The 22,811-nt window shown below is 74.4% G+C and carries 21 protein-coding genes; 18 read left to right on the top strand and 3 right to left on the bottom strand.

Going from position 1 to position 22,811, the window contains the following annotated elements; translation table 11 throughout:
* Positions 1-105 precede the first annotated feature (105 nt).
* The 10 genes from ACPC54_RS14975 (at position 106) to ACPC54_RS15020 (ending at position 10,519) form a co-directional block, all read left to right on the top strand.
* A complete protein-coding gene (locus tag ACPC54_RS14975) occupies positions 106-1,269 on the top strand; it encodes an NAD(P)/FAD-dependent oxidoreductase (protein ID WP_498965045.1) in 1,164 nt (387 codons plus the stop codon).
* 239 nt (positions 1,270-1,508) lie between these two features.
* Positions 1,509-1,826, top strand: coding sequence for a (2Fe-2S)-binding protein (locus tag ACPC54_RS14980; protein WP_498965047.1), 318 nt, complete (start codon positions 1,509-1,511; stop codon positions 1,824-1,826).
* Positions 1,807-3,222 (top strand): FAD-dependent oxidoreductase, encoded by a 1,416-nt coding sequence (locus ACPC54_RS14985; RefSeq protein ID WP_498965049.1) that lies wholly within the window; start codon positions 1,807-1,809, stop codon positions 3,220-3,222. Before ACPC54_RS14980 ends, ACPC54_RS14985 begins: the two co-directional genes overlap by 20 nt.
* A 116-nt stretch (positions 3,223-3,338) precedes the next feature.
* Positions 3,339-4,274 (top strand): dihydrodipicolinate synthase family protein, encoded by a 936-nt coding sequence (locus ACPC54_RS14990; protein ID WP_498965050.1) that lies wholly within the window; start codon positions 3,339-3,341, stop codon positions 4,272-4,274.
* A 148-nt stretch (positions 4,275-4,422) separates the two neighbouring features.
* On the top strand, positions 4,423-5,427 hold the full coding sequence (locus tag ACPC54_RS14995) for a proline racemase family protein (RefSeq protein WP_498965052.1): 1,005 nt from the start codon (positions 4,423-4,425) through the stop codon (positions 5,425-5,427).
* Positions 5,428-5,481: 54 nt separating this feature from the next.
* A complete protein-coding gene (locus ACPC54_RS15000; RefSeq protein WP_498965054.1) occupies positions 5,482-6,846 on the top strand; it encodes an aldehyde dehydrogenase family protein in 1,365 nt (454 codons plus the stop codon).
* The gene (locus ACPC54_RS15005; RefSeq protein ID WP_498965056.1) at positions 6,846-7,910 is read left to right on the top strand and encodes a proline racemase family protein; all 1,065 of its coding nucleotides are present in this window, start codon (positions 6,846-6,848) and stop codon (positions 7,908-7,910) included. Before ACPC54_RS15000 ends, ACPC54_RS15005 begins: the two co-directional genes overlap by 1 nt.
* Positions 7,907-8,890, top strand: coding sequence for an ornithine cyclodeaminase family protein (locus tag ACPC54_RS15010; RefSeq protein WP_498965058.1), 984 nt, complete (start codon positions 7,907-7,909; stop codon positions 8,888-8,890). Before ACPC54_RS15005 ends, ACPC54_RS15010 begins: the two co-directional genes overlap by 4 nt.
* A gap of 222 nt (positions 8,891-9,112) precedes the next feature.
* Entirely contained in the window at positions 9,113-9,820 is a 708-nt protein-coding gene (locus ACPC54_RS15015; RefSeq protein WP_498965060.1) for a GntR family transcriptional regulator, read from the top strand.
* Positions 9,821-9,922: 102 nt separating this feature from the next.
* Positions 9,923-10,519, top strand: a complete 597-nt coding sequence (locus ACPC54_RS15020) for a Uma2 family endonuclease (protein ID WP_498965062.1) — start codon at positions 9,923-9,925, stop codon at positions 10,517-10,519.
* A gap of 1 nt (position 10,520) precedes the next feature.
* On the opposite strand, the gene ACPC54_RS15025 is transcribed toward ACPC54_RS15020, so the two are convergent.
* Entirely contained in the window at positions 10,521-11,201 is a 681-nt protein-coding gene (locus tag ACPC54_RS15025; RefSeq protein ID WP_498965064.1) for an ABC transporter ATP-binding protein, read from the bottom strand.
* Positions 11,198-12,274 carry an ABC transporter permease gene (locus tag ACPC54_RS15030; RefSeq protein WP_498965066.1) on the bottom strand — a complete coding sequence of 359 codons (1,077 nt, stop codon included), beginning with the start codon at positions 12,272-12,274 and terminating at the stop codon, positions 11,198-11,200. Before ACPC54_RS15030 ends, ACPC54_RS15025 begins: the two co-directional genes overlap by 4 nt.
* 163 nt (positions 12,275-12,437) lie before the next feature.
* Here ACPC54_RS15030 and ACPC54_RS15035 point away from each other — a divergent pair, with 163 nt between their 5' ends.
* Genes ACPC54_RS15035 through ACPC54_RS15045 form a run of 3 tightly spaced genes read left to right on the top strand, consistent with a single transcriptional unit; the run spans position 12,438 to position 15,374 of the window.
* Positions 12,438-13,664: a sensor histidine kinase gene (locus ACPC54_RS15035; RefSeq protein WP_498965068.1), complete on the top strand. Its 1,227-nt coding sequence runs from the start codon at positions 12,438-12,440 to the stop codon at positions 13,662-13,664.
* Positions 13,661-14,287, top strand: a complete 627-nt coding sequence (locus ACPC54_RS15040) for a response regulator transcription factor (protein WP_498965070.1) — start codon at positions 13,661-13,663, stop codon at positions 14,285-14,287. The genes ACPC54_RS15035 and ACPC54_RS15040 overlap by 4 nt, the downstream gene beginning before the upstream one ends.
* A gap of 49 nt (positions 14,288-14,336) precedes the next feature.
* On the top strand, positions 14,337-15,374 hold the full coding sequence (locus ACPC54_RS15045; RefSeq protein WP_498965072.1) for a nitronate monooxygenase: 1,038 nt from the start codon (positions 14,337-14,339) through the stop codon (positions 15,372-15,374).
* A 6-nt stretch (positions 15,375-15,380) separates the two neighbouring features.
* Here the strand turns inward: ACPC54_RS15045 and ACPC54_RS15050 are convergent, their stop codons facing one another.
* Positions 15,381-16,832, bottom strand: a complete 1,452-nt coding sequence (locus ACPC54_RS15050; protein WP_498965074.1) for an aminopeptidase P family protein — start codon at positions 16,830-16,832, stop codon at positions 15,381-15,383.
* 153 nt (positions 16,833-16,985) lie between these two features.
* Here ACPC54_RS15050 and ACPC54_RS15055 point away from each other — a divergent pair, with 153 nt between their 5' ends.
* Genes ACPC54_RS15055 through ACPC54_RS15075 form a run of 5 tightly spaced genes read left to right on the top strand, consistent with a single transcriptional unit; the run spans position 16,986 to position 22,763 of the window.
* Positions 16,986-18,737 carry an ABC transporter substrate-binding protein gene (locus ACPC54_RS15055; protein ID WP_498965076.1) on the top strand — a complete coding sequence of 584 codons (1,752 nt, stop codon included), beginning with the start codon at positions 16,986-16,988 and terminating at the stop codon, positions 18,735-18,737.
* 13 nt (positions 18,738-18,750) lie between these two features.
* Positions 18,751-19,713, top strand: a complete 963-nt coding sequence (locus tag ACPC54_RS15060; RefSeq protein WP_498965078.1) for an ABC transporter permease — start codon at positions 18,751-18,753, stop codon at positions 19,711-19,713.
* Positions 19,714-19,744: 31 nt separating this feature from the next.
* Entirely contained in the window at positions 19,745-20,731 is a 987-nt protein-coding gene (locus ACPC54_RS15065) for an ABC transporter permease (protein WP_498965080.1), read from the top strand.
* A complete protein-coding gene (locus ACPC54_RS15070) occupies positions 20,731-21,738 on the top strand; it encodes an ABC transporter ATP-binding protein (RefSeq protein WP_498965082.1) in 1,008 nt (335 codons plus the stop codon). Before ACPC54_RS15065 ends, ACPC54_RS15070 begins: the two co-directional genes overlap by 1 nt.
* A complete protein-coding gene (locus ACPC54_RS15075) occupies positions 21,738-22,763 on the top strand; it encodes an ABC transporter ATP-binding protein (protein ID WP_498965084.1) in 1,026 nt (341 codons plus the stop codon). Before ACPC54_RS15070 ends, ACPC54_RS15075 begins: the two co-directional genes overlap by 1 nt.
* Positions 22,764-22,811: the final 48 nt, after the last annotated feature.

Below are 22,811 nucleotides of genomic sequence, written 5' to 3' on the forward strand. Positions count from 1 at the left end.
CGTTCCTGATCGTGGGCCCCGGTCCGCCGCTCGATGCGGCGGGCCGGGGTTCTTCGCGTGCGGGGCGCTCTTGGCACGGTCGATGGCATGTGACATATTACTGAGGTGCTGAAGAGCCAGAGACCCCCCTTGGACGCCGTCGTGGTCGGCGCCGGCGTCGTCGGCGCGGCCTGCGCCTACTACGCCGCCCGCGCCGGCCTCGCCGTCGCCGTCGTCGACCGCGGACCGGTGTCCGGCGGGACCACGGGCGCCGGCGAGGGCAACCTGCTGGTCTCCGACAAGGAGCCCGGGCCCGAACTCGACCTCGCCCTGCTGAGCACCCGGCTCTGGCTCGACCTCGCCGAGCAGCTCGGCCCCGAGATCGAGTACGAGCCCAAGGGCGGCCTCGTCGTCGCCTCCACCCCGGCCGGGCAGGACGCGCTGCGCGCCTTCGCCGCCGGGCAGCGCGACGCCGGGGTGACGGCCGAGGAGGTCCCCGCCGAGCGGCTGCGCGAGCTGGAGCCGCACCTCGCCCCCGGGCTCGCCGGAGGCTTCCTCTACCCGCAGGACGCCCAGGTCCAGCCCGCCCTCGCCGCCGCCCACCTGCTGCGCGCGGCCCGCGCGCTCGGTGCCGAGCTGATCACCGGCGAGGCCGTCACCTCCGTGGAGCGGGGGCCGGACGGCGCGGTGCGCGGCGTGCGCACCGCGCACCGCGAGCTGCTCGCGCCCGCCGTGGTCAACGCGGCGGGGACGTGGGGCGGCGAGCTGGCCGCGCTGGCCGGAGTCCACCTGCCGGTGCTGCCCCGGCGCGGCTTCGTGCTGGTCACCGAGCCGCTGCCGCGGATCGTCCGGCGCAAGGTCTACGCCGCCGACTACGTGGCCGACGTCGCCAGCGGCTCGGCCGAGCTGCAGACCTCCGCCGTGGTCGAGGGCACCCCCGGCGGGCCGGTGCTGATCGGCGCCAGCCGGGAGCGCGTCGGCTTCGACCGCACGCTCTCCCAGGAGGTGCTGCGGCGGCTGGCCGGCCAGGCCGCGGCGCTGTTCCCGGTGCTGGAGGACGTCACCGTGATGCGGTTCTACCGGGGCTTCCGCCCGTACCTGCCGGACCACCTGCCGGCCATCGGGGCGGACCCCCGGGTTCCCGGGCTGTACCACGCCTGCGGGCACGAGGGGGCCGGCATCGGGCTGGCCCCGGCCACCGGGCTGCTGATCAGCGAGCAGCTGGCCGGGAAGCTGCCCGAGCTGGACCTCGCGCCGTTCCGGCCGGACCGGTTCCGCGAGGCCGCCTGAGAGACCCCGTGGTCCCGTGGCTCCCGGAGTCGTACCGGGGCCGTACCGGGGTTGTTCCCGGGGCTGTTCCCCGGCGTCGCGGATGCGTCCGGGGCACGGCCCGGGGGCGTCGTGGGGCCGCCCCCGGGCACGTCGCGGATCCGTGCCGGATCCGTGCCGGACGCGTCAGAGCCGTTACAGCCGTCAGTGCATTCAGAGCCGTCAGAGCCGTCAGAGCCGTCAGATTGGAGAAGCCGCCGATGCGTCGCCGCACCCCCGCCGGGCTGGTCGGGGCCGAGCCCGGGCCCGCCCACCACATCGTGTTCGACGGCCGGGCCGTGCCCGCGCTGTCCGGGCAGTCGATCGCCGCCGCGCTCTGGGCGGACGGCGTGCTCGCCTGGCGCACCACCCGTTTCGGCGGGCGGCCGCGCGGGGTGTTCTGCGGCATCGGCGCCTGCTTCGACTGCCTGGCCACCGTCGACGGCCGGCCCAACCAGCGCACCTGCCTGGTGCCCGCCGAGCCGGGCACCGTCGTCACCACCCAGGAGGGCCACGGCCGTGCCGACCTCGCCGTCTGACGTCTTCGACCTGGTGGTCATCGGTGCCGGGCCGGGCGGGCTGGCCGGTGCCGTCACCGCCGCCGACCTCGGCAAGCGCTGCCTCCTGCTGGAGGGCGGGAGCAGCACGGGCGGCCAGTACTACCGGCACCCCGCGCCCGGCCTCGGCGCCGCCCGGCCGGACCGGCTGCACCACGGCTGGTCCGTCTACACCGGGCTGGCCGCGCGGCTGGCCGAGCACGAGCAGGCCGAACGGGTCGAGTTCCGGGGCGGCCACCACGTCTGGGCGCTGGAGCGCACCGACGTAGGCTTCACCGTGCACGGCACCCGCGGGCCGGAGGCCGGGGACCGCGTCGCCGTCCGGGCGCGGGCGGTGCTGCTCGCCACCGGCGCGTACGAGCGGCAGCTGCCGTTCCCCGGCTGGACCCTGCCCGGGGTGGTCACCGCGGGCGGGGTGCAGGCCATGCTGAAGTCCGGGCTGGTGCTGCCCGGGCAGCGGATCGTGGTGGCCGGCAGCGGCCCGCTGCTGCTCGCGGCGGCGTCCTCGCTGGTCACCGCCGGGGCCCGGGTGCCGGCCGTGGTCGAGGCCACCGGCTACCTGGCGTACGCCCGGCGCCCGCACGTGGTGGCGGCCGTCCCCGCCAAGCTCGTGGAGGGCGCCGGGCACGGCACCGCGCTGATGCGCCACCGGGTCCGGCCGCGGCTGCGCAGCGCCGTCGTCGAGGCGCACGGGACCGACCGGGTCACCGGCGTCACGGTGGCCCGGCTGGACGCCGAGTGGCGGCCGAAGCCCGGCACCGAGCGGCGGATCGACTGCGACGCGATCGCGGTCGGCCACGGCCTGCTGCCGCAGATCGACCTGGCCACCGAACTCGGCGCGGACACCCTGACCGGGCCGGACGGCGCCGTCGCGCTGGCCGTCGACGACGGCATGCGCACCAGCGTGCCCGGCCTGTGGTCGGCGGGCGAGACCAACGGGGTCGGCGGCGCGGACCTCGCGATCGCCGAGGGCGAGCTGGCCGCCCACGCCCTCGCCGAGGTCGAGCCGAAGCGGTCGCTGCGGCGGCGGCGGGCGCGGCTGCGCGCCTTCGCCGATCTGATGGCCGCCGCCCACCGGCCCGGACCGGGCTGGACCGGCTGGCTGCGCGACGACACCGACGTGTGCCGGTGCGAGGAGGTGCCGGTCGCGAAGGTGCGGGAGGCGGTGGAGGAGCTGGGCGCGGGCGATCCGCGCACGGTGAAGCTGCTCACCCGGGCCGGGATGGGCTGGTGCCAGGGGCGGATGTGCGGGCCGGCCGTGGCCTGCCTGTCCGCGGCCTCCGCCGAGTCCGGGGTCGGTGACGCGGGCGCGGACCGGCGGCCGCTGGGCTGCCCGGTGCCGCTCGCGCAACTGGCGGCGGGGGAGCCCGACGCGTAGGGCGCGTCCCGTGGGGTCCTCGCCGGGGCCTCACCGGGTCCGCGGCGTGATCCACGGGCGCGCCCGAAATCCTCCGGGTCGGGGGCTCTTGTCTCCGACCCTTCCCCACTAATAAAATGTCACACCTCACCAAGGAGTCCACTGTGTCCAACACCCCCCACGACACCACCCGGCCCTGGCGCGGCGTCATGGTCGCCACCGCGATCCCGCTGCGCCCGGACCTCTCCGTCGACTACGACGCCTACGCCGAGCACGTCCGCTGGCTGATCGACTCGGGCTGCGACGGCGTCGTCCCCAACGGCTCGCTCGGCGAGTACCAGACCCTCACCGCCGAGGAGCGCGCCCGGATCGTCGAGGTGGCGGTCGAGGCCGCCGGCGACGGCTCCCGGGTCATGCCCGGTGTCGCCGCGTACGGCAGCGCCGAGTCCCGTCGCTGGGCGGAGCAGGCCGCCGAGGCCGGAGCGGGCTCCGTCCTGCTGCTGCCGCCCAACGCCTACCGGGCCGACCACGCCGCCGTCCGGGCGCACTACGCCGAGGTCGCGAAGGCCGGAGTGCCGATCGTCGCGTACAACAACCCGATCGACACCAAGGTCGACCTGGTGCCCGCGCTGCTCGCCGAGCTGCACGGCGAGGGCTCGATCGTCGCGGTCAAGGAGTTCAGCGGGGACGTCCGGCGGGCGTACGAGATCGCCGAGCTGGCGCCGGGCCTGGACCTGCTGATCGGCGCCGACGACGTGCTGCTGGAGCTCGCGCTGGCCGGTGCGGTCGGCTGGATCGCCGGGTACCCGAACGCGCTGCCGGAGGCCTCCGTCGAGCTGTACCGCGCCGCCGTCGCGAAGGACCTGGAGACGGCGCTGCCGCTCTACAAGTCGCTGCACTCGCTGCTGCGCTGGGACTCCAAGACCGAGTTCGTCCAGGCCATCAAGCTCTCCATGGACATCGCCGGGCGCCCCGGCGGTCCGGTCCGCCCGCCGCGCGTGCCGCTGGACGCCGCGACCGAGGCGGCCGTCCGCGCCGCGACCGAGAAGGCGCTCGCCGAGGGCCTGGCCTGATCCCAGGTACGCTCCGACCGGCTGCGGGGGCAGCCGGGTCGGGCCCCACCGACCGGCCGCCGGGGCGGCCGGACCGGACCCGGACGGCCGACCGCGGGGGCGGCCCGTCCTGACCCAACCGATCATCACCCCACGGGAGTTGTGCGTCATGCGCAGCCGTCATGTGTTCCACGCCGTCGACTCGCACACCGAGGGCATGCCGACCCGGGTCATCACCGGCGGGTTCGGTGTCATCCCCGGTGCCACCATGGCCGAGCGCCGGGTGCACTTCCAGCAGCACCTGGACCACTTCCGTACGCTGCTGATGTACGAGCCGCGCGGCCACGCCGCGATGAGCGGGGCCGTCCTGCAGCCGCCCACCCGGCCGGACGCCGACTTCGGCGTGCTCTACATCGAGGTCTCCGGGCTGCTGCCGATGTGCGGGCACGGCACCATCGGGGTGGCGACGGTGCTGGTCGAGACCGGGATGGTGCCGGTCGTCGAGCCGGTCACCACCGTGCGGCTGGACACCCCGGCCGGGCTGGTGATCGCCGAGGTGCTGGTCGAGGACGGCGCGGCCAAGGCCGTGACCATCCGCAACGTGGCCTCCTACTCCGTCGCGCTGGACCGCAAGATCGAGGTGCCGGGCTACGGCACGGTCGGCTACGACCTCGCGTACGGCGGCAACTTCTACGCCATCCTGCCGCTCGCCGAGTTCGGCCTGCCGTTCGAGCGCGAGCGCAAGCAGGAGATCCTGGACGCCGGCCTCGCGCTGATGGCCGCGATCAACGCCGGCCCGGACCGACCCGTGCACCCGGAGGACCCGTCCATCCACGGCTGCCACCACGTCCAGCTGCTCGCCCCCGGCTCCACCGCCGAGCACTCCCGGCACGCGATGGCCATCCACCCCGGGTGGTTCGACCGCTCGCCGTGCGGCACCGGCACCTCGGCGCGGATGGCGCAGCTGCACGCCCGCGGTGAACTCCCGCTCGGCCGGGACTTCCGCAACGACTCCTTCATCGGGACGACCTTCACCGGGCGGCTCGTCGAGGAGACCGAGGTGGCCGGGCGGCCCGCCGTGGTGCCCACCGTCACCGGCCGGGCCTGGGTCACCGGGACGGCCCAGTACTTCCTCGACCCGAGCGACCCGTTCCCGGCCGGGTTCCTGCTCTGAGTCACCCCGAACCGCCTAGAAGTGCGCTGAACGACCTTTGAAGGGCTGGCAGTTGTGATCATCGCCTCGTACAACCCCGCCGATCCGAGCGACCTCGTGATCGCCGTCGAAGGGCTCGGCGCCGAGGCCGTGCGGGCGTCCGTCGCGCGGGCCCGGACCGCGCAGCGCGACTGGCTCGCGGCCGGCGCGGGCGTCCGCTCCGCGGCGCTCGGCCGGATCGCCGACGCCGTCGACGCGCACGCCGACGAGCTGGCCGCGCTGATCGTGCGCGAGGTCGGCAAGCCGCCGGCCGAGGCGCGCGGCGAGGTCGCCCGCACGGCCGCGATCTGGCGCTACTACGCGCAGGCGCCGTACGCGCCCGGTGGGGAGGTGCACGAGACCGCCGGCGGGCCCGGGCTGCTGCTCACCCGGCGCCGCCCGTACGGCGTGGCCGGGCTGATCACGCCGTGGAACTTCCCGCTGGCGATCCCGAGCTGGAAGGCGGCCCCGGCCCTCGCGGTGGGCAACACGGTCGTCCTCAAGCCGGCGCCCGAGGCGACGGCCTGCGCGCTGCGGCTCGCGGAGCTGGCCGCGCAGGCCGGGCTGCCGGCGGAGGTGCTCACCGTGGTGCCCGGCGGCGCGGAGGAGGGCGAGGCGCTGGTGGCGGCCGCCGACGTGGTCTCCTTCACCGGCTCGACCGGCGTGGGCCGGGCCGTGGTGGCCGCCGCCACCGGTCGCGGCGTGCCGGTGCAGGCCGAACTCGGCGGGCTGAACGCCGCGTTGGTGCTGCCGGACGCGGACGTGGCGCTGGCGGCCGCGCACATCGCCGCCGCCATCGCCGGGTACGCCGGGCAGAAGTGCACCGCCACCAGCCGGGTGATCGCGGTCGGCGCCGCGTACGAGCCGCTGCGGGAGGCGCTGGTCAAGGCGCTGGCGGCGGTCGACGACGCGGTGTGCGGACCGGTGATCAACGCCGCCGCGCGGGACCGGCTGACCGGCGCCGTCTCCACCGCCGTGGCGGCCGGGGCGAGCGTGCTCACCGGCGGCGGGGCGCCCGAGCGGCCCGGCTGGTTCGTCGAGCCGACCCTGCTGACCGACGTGCCGGCCGAACACCCGCTGGCCAGCGAGGAGTTCTTCGGCCCGATCGCCGTCCTGCACGCGGCCGCCGACCTGGACGAGGCCATCGCGCTCGCCAACGACACCCCGCACAGCCTCGCCACCTCCGTGCACACCCGCGGCCTGGACGCGGCCCTGGCCGCCGCGGACCGGCTGGACGCGGGCATGATCCGGGTCAACGCCCCCTCCAGCGGGGTCGACTTCCACCTGCCCTTCGGCGGCGCCAAGGGCGCGAGCCACGGCGAGCGCGAACAGGGCCGCGCGGCCCTGGAGTTCTACACCGCGAGCCGGACGATCAGCGTGCTCCCCGGCGGGGGTGCCTGATGTACGTGCGGACCGTCGACTACCACACGGCCGGTGAGCCGTTCCGGATCGTGCTGGACGGCACGCCGCCGATCCCCGGCGACACCGTCGCCGAACGCCGGGCCATCGCGCTCGGCGCGGGCGGCACCGCCACCGCGCCCCGGCCCGGCGAACTCGACGCCGTGCGGCGGCTGCTGGTGCAGGAGCCGCGCGGGCACGCCGGGATGTACGGCGGGTTCCTGGTGCCGCCGGACGACGACGGGGCGCACCTGGGCGTGCTGTTCTGGCACAAGGACGGCTACTCGACGGCCTGCGGCCACGGCACCATCGCGCTCGGCGCCTGGGCCGTCGACTCCGGGCTGGTCGCGGCCCCGGCGGACGGCGTCGCGCCGGTGCGGATCGACGTGCCGTCCGGGCGGGTCACCGCGCTGGTGCACCGGGCGGGCGGCCGGACCACGGGCGTGACCTTCCGCAACGTCCCCACCCGGGTGGCCGAGCTGAAGCTGCCGGTGGAGACCTCCCGGGGCGTGGTGGAGGTCGCCGTGGCGCACTCCGGGGCGTGCTACGCCTCGGTGCCGGCGGCCGCTCTCGGGCTCGCCGTCGAGCCGGCGCTGCTGCCCGAACTCACCGCTGTGGGGCGGGAGATCAGGGCGGCGCTGGCCGGCTCGGCGGCGGTGGCGAACGCCGACGACCCGCGGCTGTCCGGGGTGTACGGGGTGATCCTCCACGACGAACCGCCCTCGGAGGGCGGTTCGGACGGCGAGGTGAACCAGCGCAACGTCACCGTCTTCGCGGACGGGCAGATCGACCGCTCGCCCTGCGGCTCCGGCACCTCCGCCCGGCTCGCGGTGCTCGCCGCCGAGGGGCGGCTCGGGCCGGGGGACCGGCTGCGGCACGAGTCGATCATCGGGACGGTGTTCGACGGGCGGGTGCTCGCCGGCGGCGACCCTCCCCCAGCCTGGCGGCCGGGAGGTGCCCCCAGCGCGGGCGTCGTCACCGAGGTCACCGGCACGGCGTATCGGACGGGCGAGCACGGGTTCGTCCTGGAGGCGGGCGACGAGCTGGGGGCGGGGTTCCTGCTGTGAACCTTTCGGTGGAGGCCACAACCAAGCCGCCCGGTACGGCGGTTGCGCCGCTCCAGTACGCCGTACCGGGCACCGGCGGGGTCGGGCCCGCCGAGGCGGTGGGGGCGATCGAGCGGGTGCTGCGCGACGGGTTCGACCCGGAGACGGCGCCCGCCCGATCGGCCGTACCGGTGCCGGCCGGGGAGCTGCTGATGATGCCGGCCGCCGCCGGGCCGTACGCCGGCGTCAAGATCGCCGGGGTCGCGCCCGCCAACCCCGCGCACGGCCTGCCCCGGATCACCGGCAGCTACCTGCTGCTCGACGGGCCGACGCTGCAGCCGCTCGCGCTGCTCGACGGCGCGGCGCTCACGGCGCTGCGCACGCCCGCCGTGACGGCGGCTGCGCTGGCGCGGCTCGCGGTGCCGCAGGCCGAACACCTGGTGCTGTTCGGCTCCGGGCCGCAGGCGTACGGGCACCTGGACGCGCTGCTCGCCGTCCGGCCGCTGCGGCGGCTCACCGTGGTCGGGCGCGACGCCGCCCGGGCCGAGGCGCTGGCCGCGTACGGGCGGCGGCTCGGGCTGGCGGCGTCGGCGGGCACGCCGGCGGCCGTCGCCTCGGCGGACCTGGTGGTGTGCTGCACCACCGCGCGCACGCCGCTGTTCGACGGCGCGGCCGTGCCCGGGCACGCGGCGGTGGCGGCGGTCGGCTCGCACGAGCCGGCGGCGCGGGAGGTGGACGAGGAGTTGGTCCGGCGGGCCGAACTGTACGTGGAGGCGCGGGCGGTGGCGGTCCGGGAGGCCGGGGACCTGCTGATGGCGGGCGTCGGCGGCCGGCAGTTGTGGAACCTCGCCGAGCTGGTGCGCGGCGACGCCGCCGTGCCGGAGGGGCGGCCGCGGTTCTTCAAGAGCGTCGGGATGGCCTGGGAGGACCTGGCGGTGGCGGCGGAGGTGTACCGGTCGTCGGTTTCCGCCGAGGACGGGCCGACTGCCGGGCGTCGCTGAGCAGATCGTGTGCGGCCGGCCGTTGTGCGCAGCGGCCGGCCGCTGCCACGATGACTGGCGGACGGACGGACGGACGGACTGGCGGACGGACGGACGGACGGACTGGCGGACGGACGGACGGGACGGCGGTGCGGTGGGCGGGGGGCCGGGTCGCGGGCCGTCGCGCACGCACCGTAACGTGACATTGTACACTGGTGTTCTGCACCCACCCGGAGGAACACCATGGCCGACCTCAAACCTCGCACCCTGATCTCCGTTCAGGAGCGGCTTCGCGACCAGGTCGCCCACGCGCTCCGGGCGGCCCTCATCTCCGGCGAACTGCGCCCCGGCGTCGTCTACTCCGCACCGGCCCTCGCCGCCGACTTCGGCGTCTCGGCCACCCCCGTGCGGGAGGCCATGCTCGACCTCGCCCGGGAGGGGCTGGTCGAGGCCGTCCGCAACAAGGGCTTCCGGGTCACCGAACTCACCGAGCGTGACCTCGACGACTACACCGAGATCCGCGCACTGATCGAGGTCCCCACCGTGGGCCGGGTGGCGCGGACGGCGAGCAAGGAGCAGCTGGAGCGGCTGCGCCCGCAGGCCGAGGCGATCGTCGCGGCCGCCCGCAAGCACGACCTCATCGGCTACCTGGAGGCCGACCGGCAGTTCCACCTCGACCTGCTGGGCCTCGCGGGCAACGCGCGGCTGGTGGACGTCGTCGGCGACCTGCGCAAGCGCTCCCGGCTGTACGGCCTCACCCGGCTCGACGAGCGCGGCGAGCTGGTCTCCTCGGCGGAGGAGCACCTCGAGCTGCTGGACCTGATGATCGCCGGCGACGCGGACGCGGCCGAGGCCTGCATGACCCGCCACCTGAGCCACGTCCGCTCCCTCTGGGCCGGCCAGGACGCGGCGGAGGGCGACCGCCCGAGCCTGCGCCTGCGCGCCCGGTAGGGGCGATAGACCACCCGTTCGGGTGGAGCGTGGGGATCGGGCGTCGGAAGGCGCCTGCGTTCTACGATGATGCTCTCGACATCGGCAGTCAGGAGGAACTCCATGTCCGCCGCCGCAGTGGAAGAACCCTTCGAGCAGATGACACTGCTCGAAGCCGCAGAGCTGATCTCCGATCGACTCATGGGGCACCGGGTCGAGATCCTTGGAGGCCAGATCACAGTGACGCCACCTCCGGATGGGCCACATGGAGAGACGCTCACGGACCTTATGATCCCGTTGTGGGCGGCGGGGCTCCATGGTGACAAGTCCCGAGTGGTTCAAGGGATGGGTCTGTGGTTGCCGGGCGGACCGTCCGACTATGCGATTCCGGATCTGTCGATTGTCGATGCCGACTACCGAGAACACCTGATCGAACACAATTGCTATGACCCGGCGGTCTTCCGCCTCGTGCTGGAAGTGACGTCGTCGAATTTCACGAATGATCTGAAGGCCAAGCCACCGCTGTATGCCCAAGCAGCGGTGCCGGTCTACGTCATCGTGGACCGGACGAACCAGCGCGTGATGGTACTGACTGATCCGAAGGGCAGCGAGTACCGGGTTCACGCCGTCCACCATCCCGGGCAGTCGTTCACGCTGCCCGAGTCGATCGGCGCTTCGGTGACGCTCAAGGTGGACGACGTGCTGGCCATCAAGAAGTAGCTCAAACCATCTCCGGAATGGTCAGGCGGCCGTCGTGGACCTCGGCGATCTGGTCGACGGCCGTGAGGTGCGTGCGGTCGTGGGTGACCAGGACCGTCGCCGTCGCCCGGCGGTGGGTGAGTTCGGTGATCAGGTCCAGGACGGCGGCGCCGCGTTCGTGGTCGAGGGCGCTGGTGGGCTCGTCGACGAGCAGGACGGTCGGGTCGTTCATCAGGGCCCGGGCGATGTTGACGCGCTGGCGCTGCCCGCCGGAGAGCTGGTGCGGACGCCGGGCCGCCTGGTCGCGCAGGCCGACCGCGTCCAGCAGCTCCAGCGCCCGGGGGAGGGCGCTGCGCGGGGAACGGCCGTCGAGGTGGGCCATCACCTGGAGCTGTTCGACGGCGGTGAGCGAGGGCAGCAGGTTGGCCTGCTGGAAGACGATCCCGATCCGGGTGCGGCGCAGCGCGGTGAGCTCGGCCGGGCGCAGGCCCGCGGTGTCGGTGCCGTCGACGACGACCCGGCCGGAGTCCGGGGTGATCAGGGTGGCGGCGACGGCGAGCAGGCTGGACTTGCCGGAGCCGGAGGGGCCGACCACGGCGGTGAGCGAGCCCTTGGGGACGGTCAGCGAGACCTGGTCGAGGGCGGTGAGCCGGCCGTCGCCGTCCGGGTAGGTCAGGGTGATGCGGTCGAGTTCGAGGGTCATCGGGCGCTCCCGAGGGCGGTCAGCGGGTCGACGGAGGTGATCCGGCGGATGGACAGGGCCGCGCCGACCGCGCCGAGGGCGATCATGACGGCGGCGGGCAGCAACAGGGTCGGGGCGTCCAGGACGAACGGGACGGCGGAGCCGATCAGCGAGCCGGCGCCGAGCGCGATCGCGGTGCCGGCGGCCGTGCCGAGGACCAGCAGCAGGACGGCCTGGCCGAGCGCGTCGCGCAGCAGGTAGCGGGTGGAGGCGCCGAGGGCCTTCAGGACGGCGATGTCGCCGCTGCGCTGGATCGTCCAGACGGTGAAGAACGCGCCGATGACCAGGGCCGAGATGGCGAACAGGAAACCGCGCATCAGCTGCAGCGAGCCGTTCTCGGAGGTGTAGGAGCCGATCGCGGCGAGGGCGCCGTCGCGGCTGCGGGTCTCGGTGCCGTGGCGGGCGTCGGCGGCGGCGAGGTCGGTGCCGCCGGTGGTGGTGAGGGCGATGACGGTGGCGTGCCCGGCGCCGCCGGGGGCGAACTGCTGCCAGTCGGTGAAGCTGGTCCAGATCACCGGGGTGTGGCTGTACGCGGCGTCGCCGTCGACGGCGGCGACCAGCAGCCGGTGACCGGCGAGGGTGAAGTCGGCGCCGGGGGCGAGGCCGCCCAGCTTCTCGGCGGCGGTCCTGGACAGGACGGCCTTCCCCGGGGCGATCAGGCCGCCCTGCGGGGCGAGGTCGGAGCCGTCCGGGACGCCGAAGGCGGAGAGCGCGGCGGTGCGCTGCCCGGCGGCGGCCTTGGTGGTGGTGATGCCGAGCGGCTGGGCGGCGGCCACGCCGGGCTCGCGGGCCCAGGACTGCCACTGGTCGGGGGTGACCTGGGAGTCGGTGAAGTTGAGCTCCTGGCCCTCGGCGGGCTTGCCGAAGACCAGGTGGTCGGCGGGCAGGCCGCTGATCGCGGAGATGTTCTGCCGGCCGAGCCCGGCGGTCAGGCCGGACAGCATGCCGACCAGCACGGTGATCAGCACGATGACGGTTCCCATCAGGGCGAACCGCCCCTTGGCGAACCCCAGATCCCTCCAGGCGACGAACACGGTGAGCCTTTCTCTGCACAGCTGCTTTCGACGCTTCCACCGTCGCGGAGAAGGGGGCCGCTCGGCATCGCGCGGGGGATTGCATCCGTGGCATCGAAGGGCAGAGGCGGAGTTCAACCTTTTGATTGATGCCGCACCCCGCTCGGGAACCTAGGCTGGACGGATGGCGACCGAACGACCCCGTATCACTCCCGTCGCCCGCGTCCTCCAGGTCTGCCTGCACCTGCTCGTGGCGGGCCTGCTCGTCCTCGCCGTCGCCCGCGCCGTGGTCGGCCGGGACGGCGACCCGGCGGCGGTCGGCGCCGCGGCCTCCGCGATGGCCGTGGTGTACGCGGCCGGGCCCCGCCTCGCCGCGGTGCGCCGCTCGCGCCGGGCCGCCGCGCTGTGGCTGGCGCTGCTCGGCCTCACCTGGGCCGGGGTGCTGGTCGCCACCCAGGACGGCGTGTGGCTGGCGTTCCCGCTGTACTTCCTGGAACTGCACCTGCTCGGGCGCCGCGGCGGGCCCGTCGCGGTCGGGCTGACGGCGATGGGGGCGATCGCCGCCTGGGCCTGGCACCAGCACGGCTTCAGCCTGGCCGCCGCGATCGGGCCCGCGCTCGGTGCCGCCGTCGCCACCGCCACCGTGCTCGGCTACCAGGCGCTGTACCGCGAGAGCGAGGAGCGGCGCCGGCTCATCGACGAACTCACCGCCGCCCGCGCCGACCTCGCCGCCGCCCACCACACCGCCGGGGTGCTGGCCGAGCGCGAACGCCTCGCCCGGGAGATCCACGACACCCTGGCGCAGAGCCTCAGCTCCATCCAGCTGCTGCTGCGCGCCGCCCAGCGGGCCCTGCCCGAGCGCACCGAGGCCGCCGCCGGGTACGTCGAGCAGGCGCGGCAGGCCGCGCAGGACAACCTGGACGAGGCCCGGCGGTTCGTCCGGGCGCTCACCCCGCCGGCGCTGGACGGCGACCCGCTGCCCGTCGCGCTGGAACGGCTGTGCGCCACCACGACGGCGCACAGCGGACTGCCCGTCCACCTGCACGTCTCCGGGGACCCGCTGCGGCTGCCCGTGCCGCAGGAGGTCGCGCTGCTGCGGATCGCGCAGTCGGCGCTCGGCAACACCGTCCGGCACGCGCAGGCCTCGCACGCCGAGGTGACGCTCAGCTACATGGAGGGCGAGGTGGCGTTGGACGTGTTCGACGACGGGGCCGGGTTCGACCCGGCGGCGGTCGCGGGCCGCCCGGGCGGCGACGGTGGCGGCTTCGGGCTGCCCTCGATGCGGGCCCGGGCCCGGGCGCTCGGCGGCACGCTCACCGTCGAGTCGGCGCCCGGCGCGGGCACGGCCGTCGCCGTGCAGCTGCCGGTCGGTGCGGCCCCGGCCGGCCGGGCCCCGGAGGTGGCGCCGTGATCCGGCTGCTGATCGCCGACGACCACCCGGTGGTGCGGGCCGGGCTGCGGGCCGTGCTGGAGGGCGAGCCGGACTTCGCGATCGTCGCGGAGGCCGCCACCGCCGAGCGGGCCGTCGAACTCGCCGCCGCGGGCGGGGTGGACGTGGTGCTGATGGACCTTCAGTTCGGGCCCGGCTCGGTGATGAACGGGGCCCAGGCCACCGCCGCGATCACCGCCCGTACCGGGGCGCCGCGGGTCCTCGTCGTCACCACCTACGACAGTGACGCCGACACCCTGCCCGCGCTGGAGGCCGGTGCCACCGGGTACCTGCTCAAGGACGCGCCGCCGGAGGAGCTCGCCCAGGCCGTCCGGGCCGCCGCAGCGGGCCGCTCCGCGCTCGCCCCGTCCGTCGCCGACCGGCTGCTGGAGCGGATGCGCACGCCCGCGGCGGCGCTCAGCGCCCGCGAGACGGAGGTGCTCGGCCTGGTCGCGGAGGGGCTCACCAACCAGCAGGTCAGCCAGCGGCTGCACCTGAGCCAGGCCACCGTGAAGTCCCATCTGGTGCACGTCTACACCAAGTTGGGCGTCGACTCGCGGACGGCGGCGATCCGGGAGGCGCGCCGCCGGGGGCTGATCCGCTGAGGCGTAGGGTGAGGACGCCGGTACCCGCAGCCGTGTGAGGAGCCCCCCGATGGCCGTCCGCCCCGCCGAATTCGCGCTGTCCGAACTCGCGCTGCCCGTGATCGGGGCGCCGATGGCCGGCGGGGCCTCCACCCCGGAGCTGGCGGCGGCGGTGAACCGGGCCGGCGGGCTGGGGTTCCTGGCCGCCGGGTACAAGAGCGCCGCGGCGATGGCCGAGCAGATCATGCGGCTGCGCGGGGCCACCGACCGGCCGTACGGGGTGAACCTCTTCGTCCCCGCCCCGCCCGGGGACGCGGCCGCCGTCGCCGCCTACCGGGAGCGGCTACGGCCCGAGGCCGAGCGGTGGGGGGTGGTGCTGCCCGAACGGATCGGGCCGGACCGGGACGACTGGGAGGCCAAGCTCGCGGCGCTGCTCGCCGACCCGGTGCCCGTCGTCTCCTACACCTTCGGGCTGCCGGCCCCGGCGGAGGCGGCGGCGCTGCGCGCGGCCGGGACGCTGCAGATCGGCACCGTCACCACCCCGGAGGAGGCCCGGGCGGCCGAGGCCGCCGGGATGGACGCGCTGTGCGTGCAGGGCCCGGAGGCCGGCGGCCACCGCGCCACCCACCGGGTGGCGGACCGGCCGGGCGAACTCCCGCTGCTCCGACTGCTGCCCGCCGTACGGGCGGTGACGGCGCTGCCGCTGATCGCCGCCGGCGGGCTCGGCGACGGCCCGGCCATCGCGGCGGCGCTGCGGGCGGGCGCGGCGGCGGTGCAGCTCGGCACCGCGCTGCTGCGGACGGACGAGTCCGGCGCCTCGGCCGCGCACCGGGCCGCGCTCGGCGAGCTCCCGGAGACGGTCGTCACCCGCGCCTTCACCGGCCGCCCGGCCCGCGGCCTGCGCAACGCCTTCATCGACCGCCACGGCCCGTACGCCCCGCCCGCCTACCCGGAGGTCCACCACCTCACCGCGCCGCTGCGGGCCGCCGCGACCCGCCGGGCGGACACCGCCGCGATGCACCTCTGGGCCGGCACCGCCCACCGCCTGGCCCGCAACGGCCCGGCGGAGCGGGTGGTCGCGGAGCTGTGGCGGGCGGCGCACGCGTAGCGGTGTTCAGCCCAGCAGGTCCGCCATCCAGGACTCGATGTCCGGGACGGTGCGGGGGAGCGCACCGGACATCAGGTGGGCGCCGTCCTGGGTGATCACCAGGTCGTCCTCGACGCGGATGCCGAGGCCGCGGAGTTCGAGCGGGAGGGTCTCGTCGTCGGGCTGCAGGTACAGGCCGGGTTCGACGGTGAGGACCATGCCCTCTTCGAGGGTGGCGTCGAGGTAGCGGTCGGCCCGGGCCTGGGAGCAGTCGTGGTAGTCGAGGCCGAGCATGTGGCCGCTGCCGCAGAGGGTGTAGCGGCGGTGGAGGCCGTTGTCGTCGTCGAGGGCCTGCTCGGCGGGGACGCGCAGGACGCCCCAGTCGGCGAGGCCTTCGGCGATCACCCGCATGGCGGCGCGGTGGAAGTCGCGGAAGCGGGCGCCGGGGCGCAGTGCGGCGATGCCGGCGCTCTGGGCGGCGAGGACGAGTTCGTAGGCCTGGCGCTGGACGGGGCTGAAGGTGCCGCTGAGCGGGAGGGTGCGGGTGATGTCGGCGGCGTAGAGGGTGTCGGTCTCGACGCCGGCGTCCAGCAGCAGGAGTGAATTCGGGTCGAGGGCGCCGTCGTTGCGGATCCAGTGCAGGACGCAGGCGTGGGCGCCGGAGGCGGCGATGGTGGTGTAGCTGGTGCCGTTGCCCTCGGCGCGGGCGCGCAGGTCGAAGACGCCCTCGATCCAGCGTTCGCCGCGGGGGTGGCGCAGGGCGGCGGGCAGGGCGCGGACGACGTCCTGGAAGCCGGTGGTGGTGTGGTCGACGGCGAGCTGCAGCTGCCCGATCTCCCAGCTGTCCTTGACCAGGCGCAACTCGGAGAGCACGGCCGCGAGTTCGGCGTCGCGCAGGTCGGGGCGGGGGCGCTCGGTGGCCTCGTCGACCAGCGGGTCGGTGCCGGCCAGGACGCGGGTGGGCGGCTGCGGGCCGCCGAGCAGGGCGGGCAGTTCGTCGAGGTGGCGGGTGCGGACGCCGGTGAGCTGCGCCGCCTCGGCGAGGTCGGGCCGGCGGCCGACCCAGAACTCGCCGTAGCGGCGGTCGCGGTAGAACTCGCCGCCGTCGCGCGGGGACCGCGGGCGCAGGTAGAGGACGGCTTCGTGGCCGGCCGGCCCGGCGGGTTCGAGGACGAGGACGTTGTCGGCCTGGTCCTCACCGGTGAGGCCGGTGAGCCAGGCGTACGCGCTGTGCGGGCGGAAGCGGTAGTCGAGGTCGTTGCAGCGGACCTTGAGGCGCCCGGCGGGGACGATCAGGCGCTCGCCGGGGAAGGTGGCGGAGAGCCGTTCGCGGCGGCCGGGGAAACGGTCGTAGCCGGGGACCCGCTGGTCGGCGGGGAGCGGGCTGGGAGCCCAGTGCTGCCCCATGAAGGCGTCGAGGGCGCGGGAGACCGGCAGGTCGTGACTGCCGGTGTTGAGGCCGGCCGGGGCGAGGGTCACGGTGAACTCCTGAGCGGGGCGGGGGAGATGGGGTGCACGGACACATCTCGGTAACGGCGGCCGCCACCTCTTGTGCAGTGCAATTTCACATTACTATGTTACGGGTCACACAGCGCAGCGGCCAGATCCGGCCACCCACAGCGGAGTTGCTACATGACCAGGCGCACCCACGCCGCCCTCGCGGCGGCCCTCGCGGCGACCCTCACCCTCGGCCTCGGGGCCTGCAAGAACGACAAGAGCGACACCGGCGGCGACGCGGCGCCCTCCAGCACCAAGGGGCCAGGCGCGGAGAGCGGCTCGATCATCGGCGGCACCCCGGCCAAGGGCGGGACCCTCGACATCCTGACCAACCAGGACTTCGCCCACCTGGACCCGGCCCGCAACTGGACCGTTCCGCACATGGACTTCGGCACCCGGCTGCTCTACCGGACCCTGACCACCTTCAAGTCCGAGCCGGGCGCCGCGGGCAGCGAGATCGTCCCTGACCTCGCCACCGACCTGGGCAAGTCCGCGGACGGCGGCAAGGTGTGGACCTTCACCCTGAAGGACGGCCTCAAGTACGAGGACGGCAGCCCGATCAAGTCCGCCGACATCAAGTACAACGTCGAGCGCTCGTTCTCCCCGGACCTCACCGGCGGCCCCGACTACGCGATCCAGTACCTGGCCGACGGCGACGGCTACAAGGGTCCGCTCACCGGCCAGCACCTGGCGAGCATCGAGACCCCGGACGACAAGACCATCGTCTTCCACCTGAAGCGCCCGGTCGCCGAGTTCTCCGACACCGTCACGCTGCCGACCTTCTCCCCGGTGCCGCAGTCCCAGGAGAAGGGCACCCAGTACGACTCCCGGCCGTTCTCCTCCGGTCCGTACAAGATCGAGAGCTACGACCGCGGCAAGCAGCTGGTGCTGGTCCGCAACACCAACTGGGACCAGGGCAGCGACACCGTCCGCAAGGCGTACCCGGACAAGATCGTGGTCACCCAGGGCATCAAGGGCGGCCAGGCCGACGACCGGATCATCGCGAGCGACGGCGCCGACGCCAACGCCATCAACATGCCCTGGATGCAGCACGAGTCCATCGCCAAGGTGCTGCCCAAGGAGGACCTGCGCTCGCGGATGACGGCCGAGCGGACCGGCTGCACCGACATGCTGTACATGAACACCGCCAAGGCGCCCTTCGACGACCCGAAGGTGCGCGAGGCGATGATGTGGGCGGTCGACCGCGAGGCCCAGGTGACCGCCTTCGGCGGCCCGGCGGTGACCGATGTGGCGACCTCCTTCCTCCCGCCGTCGCTGACCGGCGGCGACAAGGCCGACCCGCTGAAGGTCCCGGTCGCCGGTGACCCGGAGAAGGCCAAGCAGCTGCTCAAGGACGCCGGCAAGACCGACCTCAAGGTCGGGCTCACCGTCGCGCTCGGCGACAAGACTCGCGCCGAGGCGATCCAGCAGTCGCTGTCCAAGGTCGGCGTGCAGGTCACCGTCAACACCGTGGACCCGTCCGCCTTCACCGACACCCTCGGCGACACCAAGAACGCCCCCGAGCTGACCATCAACGGCTGGTGTCCGGACTACCCGTCCGCCGCGACCTTCCTCCCGTTCCTCTTCGACGGACGGACCATCAAGGAGAAGGGCAACCAGGGCAACTACAGCCAGTTCCGCGACCAGGCCACGATGGACCGGATGGACCAGATCGCGGCCATGACGGACGTGAACGAGGCCAACAAGGCCTGGCGCCAGCTCGACGAGGACCTGATGAAGAAGGCCCCCGCCGTCCCGCTGATGTGGCAGCGGCGCCCGCTGATGGTCGGCACCAACGTGGCCGGCGCGTTCGGCAACTCCGGCTTCGCCGGGATGATCGACCTGGCCACCGTCGGCCTCAAGGACCCCGCCAAGGGCCAGGGCTGAGGGGCCGGCACCGATGAGTACCGCTTCTGAGCCCGCCGCCGTGGCCGACGCCGCGGCGGCGGCCCCCGCGAAGGCCGCCGGGCGCGGGCCGTGGCGGCTGGTCTGGGACCAGCTGTGGGCCAAGGGCTCGGCCCGGTTCGGCCTGATCACGGTCGCCGTGCTGGTCCTGGCCGCCGCCCTGGCCGGCCCGCTGAGCTCGCTCGGCGGCTGGTCCCCCGAGGAGTTCGACAAGCGCTCCGTCGACGCGTACCTGGGCGGCACGCCCAAGGGCGACTTCGGCGGCATCAGCGCCCGGCACTGGCTGGGCGTCGAACCGACCACCGGCCGCGACCTGTTCGCCCGGGTGCTGCACGGCGGCCAGGTCTCGCTGCTGATCGCCTTCACCGCCACCGTCGTGGTCGTCGTCACCGGCACCCTGGCCGGCATCGCCGCGGGCTACTTCGGCGGCCGCACCGACGCCGTGCTGTCCCGGCTGATGGACCTCACGATGTCCTTCCCCTCGCTGATCTTCATGATCGCGATGATGTCGGTGGCCGAGGACGTCAACCGGATCCTGCTGATCACCCTGGTCATCGGCCTGTTCACCTGGCCGGGCATCGCCCGCGTCGTCCGCGGCCAGACCCTGTCGCTCAAGCACCGCGAGTACGTCGAGGCCGCCAAGGTCGGCGGCGCCCGCTCCTGGCGCATCCTCACCCGGGAGATCCTGCCGAACGTCTCCGGGCCGGTCATCGCGTACACCACGCTGCTGATCCCCGGCATGATCGCCACCGAGGCCGCGCTCAGCTACCTCGGCGTGGGCGTGCGGCCGCCGACCTCCTCCTGGGGGCAGATGATCGCCGAGAGCATCAAGTACTACGAGACCGACCCGACGTACTTCCTCATCCCGACGGTCTTCCTCTTCCTCGCCGTGCTCGCCTTCACCCTGCTCGGCGACGCGCTGCGGGACATCCTCGACCCCCGGGGAGGCCGGTCGTGATCCACTGTCCCGACGCCTGGGGAGGCCGGTCGTGATCCTCTACCTCGGCCGCCGCCTGCTGGGCGTGGCGGGCATCCTGCTCGCCATCTGCGCCATCACCTTCACCATCTTCTACCTGCTGCCCAACGACCCGGCCGCCGCGGCCTGCGGGAAGACCTGCAGCCCCGAACGGCTCGCCGACGTGAAGGCCGCGATGGGCCTGGACAAGTCGGTCTGGCAGCAGTTCGCCGACTACCTGACGGGCATCTTCGCCGGCCGCGACTACGGCACCGGCCCCAGCGCGGTGCACTGCGGCTTCCCCTGCCTCGGCTACTCCTACGAGTACTCGCTGCCGGTCTGGGACCTGCTCACCGACCGCCTGCCGGTCTCGATCTCGCTGGCCCTCGGCGCGGCCGTGCTCTGGCTGCTCCTCGGCCTCGGCGCGGGCGTCACCTCGGCGCTGTGCAAGGGCGGCTTCGCCGACCGGACCCTGATGGTGCTCTCGGTCGGTGCCGCCTCGCTGCCGGTCTACTTCACCTCGATCATGCTGATCTGGGGCGTCGTCAGGACGGCCGGGTGGCTGCCCTACCCCTCGTACCACGAGTTCACCGAGAACCCCGTCGAGTGGGCCTCCAACCTGCTGCTGCCCTGGATCGCGCTGGCCCTGCTGTACGCGGCCATGTACGCGCGGCAGAGCCGCAACTCGATGATCGAGGCGATGGCCGAGCCGTACATCCGCACGGCCCGGGCGAAGGGCCTGCCGCCGCGCACCGTCACCGTCAAGCACGGGCTGCGCTCCGCGATGACGCCGATCCTCACCATCTTCGGCATGGACCTCGGCGGGCTGCTGGCCGGGGCCGTCATCACCGAGTCGATCTTCGGCCTGCCCGGCGTCGGCCGGCTCTTCTACGACGGCCTGGCCCGCTCGGACCAGCCCGTCATCCTCGGCGTCACCCTGCTCGCGGCGTTCTTCATCGTCGTGGCGAACCTGCTGGTCGACCTGCTGTACGCGTTCGTCGACCCGAGAGTGAGGTACTGATGGCTGTTCCGTTGTTGGACGTCGAGGACCTCAAGGTCGCCTTCGACACCCCGCGCGGCACCGTCCGGGCCGTGGACGGCATCTCCTTCGCCGTCGAGGCCGGGCGCACCCTCGGCCTGGTCGGCGAGTCCGGCAGCGGCAAGTCCGTCACCTCGCTGGCCGTCATGGGCCTGCACCGTGGCGCCGCCGTCACCGGCTCGATCAAGCTGGACGGGCAGGAGCTGACCGGGCTCGGCGAGCGGGAGATGGGGGTCATCCGGGGCCGGCGGGTCGCGATGATCTTCCAGGACCCGCTGTCCAGCCTGCACCCCTTCTACACCGTCGGCGAGCAGATCGCCGAACACTACCGGGTGCACTTCAGGGCGGGCCGCAAGGCCGGCCGGGCCAGGGCCGTCGAGATGCTGGCCGAGGTCGGCATCCCGGAGCCGGCCCGGCGGGTCGACGAGTACCCGCACCAGTTCTCCGGCGGCATGCGCCAGCGCGTCATGATCGCCATGGCGCTCGCCTGCGAACCGGAGCTGCTGATCGCCGACGAGCCCACCACGGCCCTCGACGTCACCGTCCAGGCGCAGATCCTCGACCTGATCGCCCGCATCCAGCAGGAGCGCGGCCTCGGCGTCGTGATGATCACCCACGACCTCGGCGTGGTCGCCCGGGTCGCCCACGAGGTCCTGGTCATGTACGGCGGCCGGGCCGCCGAACAGGCCCCGGTGGAGCGGCTGTTCGCGCAGCCCGCGCACCCGTACACCCGCGGCCTGCTGGACTCGCTGCCCCGCCTGGACGACACCGACGACGCGCCGCTGCGGGCCATCCCCGGCAGCCCGCCCTCGCTGATCGCCCCCGCCCCCGGCTGCTCCTTCGCGCCGCGCTGCGCCCGCACCATCGCGGCGCCCGCCGAGGAGCACGCCCGCTGCCTGGCCGAACGCCCGGCGCTCGACCCGCTCGGCACCGGCCACTGGGCCGCCTGCCACCTGCCCATGGTGCCGTCCTCGGGAAAGGCGCTCTGATGGGTGAACCACTGCTGTCCGTACGGGACTTGGTGAAGACCTTCCCGGGGCGACGGAGCCGTTCCGGGAAGGCCGGGGCGCCGATCCGGGCCGTCGACGGGGTCAGCTTCGACCTCGGCGCGGGCGAGACCCTGGGGCTGGTGGGCGAGTCCGGCTGCGGCAAGTCCACCACCGGGCGGATGATCGTCCGGCTGCTCGACCCGACCTCGGGCACCGTCACCTTCGACGGCACCGAGATCGGCGGCCTCTCACAGGCGCAACTGCGCCCGCACCGGCGGCACTTGCAGATGGTCTTCCAGGACCCGTACTCCTCGCTCAACCCCCGGCAGACGGTGGCCAGGATCATCTCCGAGCCGTTGCTGGTGCAGGGCACGGGCGCGGCCGACGCGCGCAAGCGGGCGGCGGAGCTGATGGAGCTGGTCGGGCTGATCCCCGAGCACCTCGACCGCTACCCGCACGAGTTCTCCGGCGGCCAGGCGCAGCGCATCGGCATCGCCCGGTCGCTGGCCACCTCGCCCCGGCTGGTCATCGCGGACGAGCCGGTGTCCGCGCTGGACGTCTCCATCCAGGCCCAAGTGGTCAACCTGATGGAGCAGTTGCAGCGCGAACTGGGCCTGGCGTACGTGTTCATCGCGCACGACCTCTCGGTGGTCAAGCGGGTCTGCGACCGAGTCGCGGTGATGTACCTGGGCCGGATCGTCGAGATCGGCGACAAGGCCGAGGTGTACGGGCGGCCCGCGCACCCGTACACCAAGGCGCTGCTGTCCGCCGTGCCGCTGCCCGACCCGGCGGCGGAGCGGGCCCGGGAGCGGATCGTGCTGCTCGGCGACCCGCCGAGCCCGGCGAACCCGCCGGCCGGCTGCGGCTTCCACCCGCGCTGCCCGAAGGCGCAGGAGGTGTGCCGCACGGAGCGGCCACTGCTGCGGATCGTCGGGGCGGGGTCGGGCGAGGCGGGGTCGGGCGGTGCTGGTTCGGGCGCCCCCGCCGCGGGCGGGCGCCAGGCGGCGTGCCACTTCCCGGAGTAGCGGGACATCAGACGCCCGGTCGGGCGCGGCGGGGAACCTCACGAGGGC

The sequence above is a fragment of the Kitasatospora sp. NPDC094028 genome (assembly GCF_049543595.1).
GTDB lineage: Bacteria > Actinomycetota > Actinomycetes > Streptomycetales > Streptomycetaceae > Kitasatospora.

What these genes read in the sequence shown, in the direction of transcription:
- ACPC54_RS14980 (WP_498965047.1), top strand. Translation starts at nt 1,509, where the DNA reads ATGCGTCGCCGCACCCCCGCCGGGCTGGTCGGGGCCGAGCCCGGGCCC.
- ACPC54_RS14990 (WP_498965050.1), top strand. Translation starts at nt 3,339, where the DNA reads ATGTCACACCTCACCAAGGAGTCCACTGTGTCCAACACCCCCCACGAC.
- ACPC54_RS14995 (WP_498965052.1), top strand. Translation starts at nt 4,423, where the DNA reads ATGCGCAGCCGTCATGTGTTCCACGCCGTCGACTCGCACACCGAGGGC.
- ACPC54_RS15005 (WP_498965056.1), top strand. Translation starts at nt 6,846, where the DNA reads ATGTACGTGCGGACCGTCGACTACCACACGGCCGGTGAGCCGTTCCGG.
- ACPC54_RS15015 (WP_498965060.1), top strand. Translation starts at nt 9,113, where the DNA reads ATGGCCGACCTCAAACCTCGCACCCTGATCTCCGTTCAGGAGCGGCTT.
- ACPC54_RS15020 (WP_498965062.1), top strand. Translation starts at nt 9,923, where the DNA reads ATGTCCGCCGCCGCAGTGGAAGAACCCTTCGAGCAGATGACACTGCTC.
- ACPC54_RS15025 (WP_498965064.1), bottom strand. Translation starts at nt 11,201, where the DNA reads ATGACCCTCGAACTCGACCGCATCACCCTGACCTACCCGGACGGCGAC.
- ACPC54_RS15035 (WP_498965068.1), top strand. Translation starts at nt 12,438, where the DNA reads ATGGCGACCGAACGACCCCGTATCACTCCCGTCGCCCGCGTCCTCCAG.
- ACPC54_RS15045 (WP_498965072.1), top strand. Translation starts at nt 14,337, where the DNA reads ATGGCCGTCCGCCCCGCCGAATTCGCGCTGTCCGAACTCGCGCTGCCC.
- ACPC54_RS15055 (WP_498965076.1), top strand. Translation starts at nt 16,986, where the DNA reads ATGACCAGGCGCACCCACGCCGCCCTCGCGGCGGCCCTCGCGGCGACC.
- ACPC54_RS15060 (WP_498965078.1), top strand. Translation starts at nt 18,751, where the DNA reads ATGAGTACCGCTTCTGAGCCCGCCGCCGTGGCCGACGCCGCGGCGGCG.
- ACPC54_RS15070 (WP_498965082.1), top strand. Translation starts at nt 20,731, where the DNA reads ATGGCTGTTCCGTTGTTGGACGTCGAGGACCTCAAGGTCGCCTTCGAC.
- ACPC54_RS15075 (WP_498965084.1), top strand. Translation starts at nt 21,738, where the DNA reads ATGGGTGAACCACTGCTGTCCGTACGGGACTTGGTGAAGACCTTCCCG.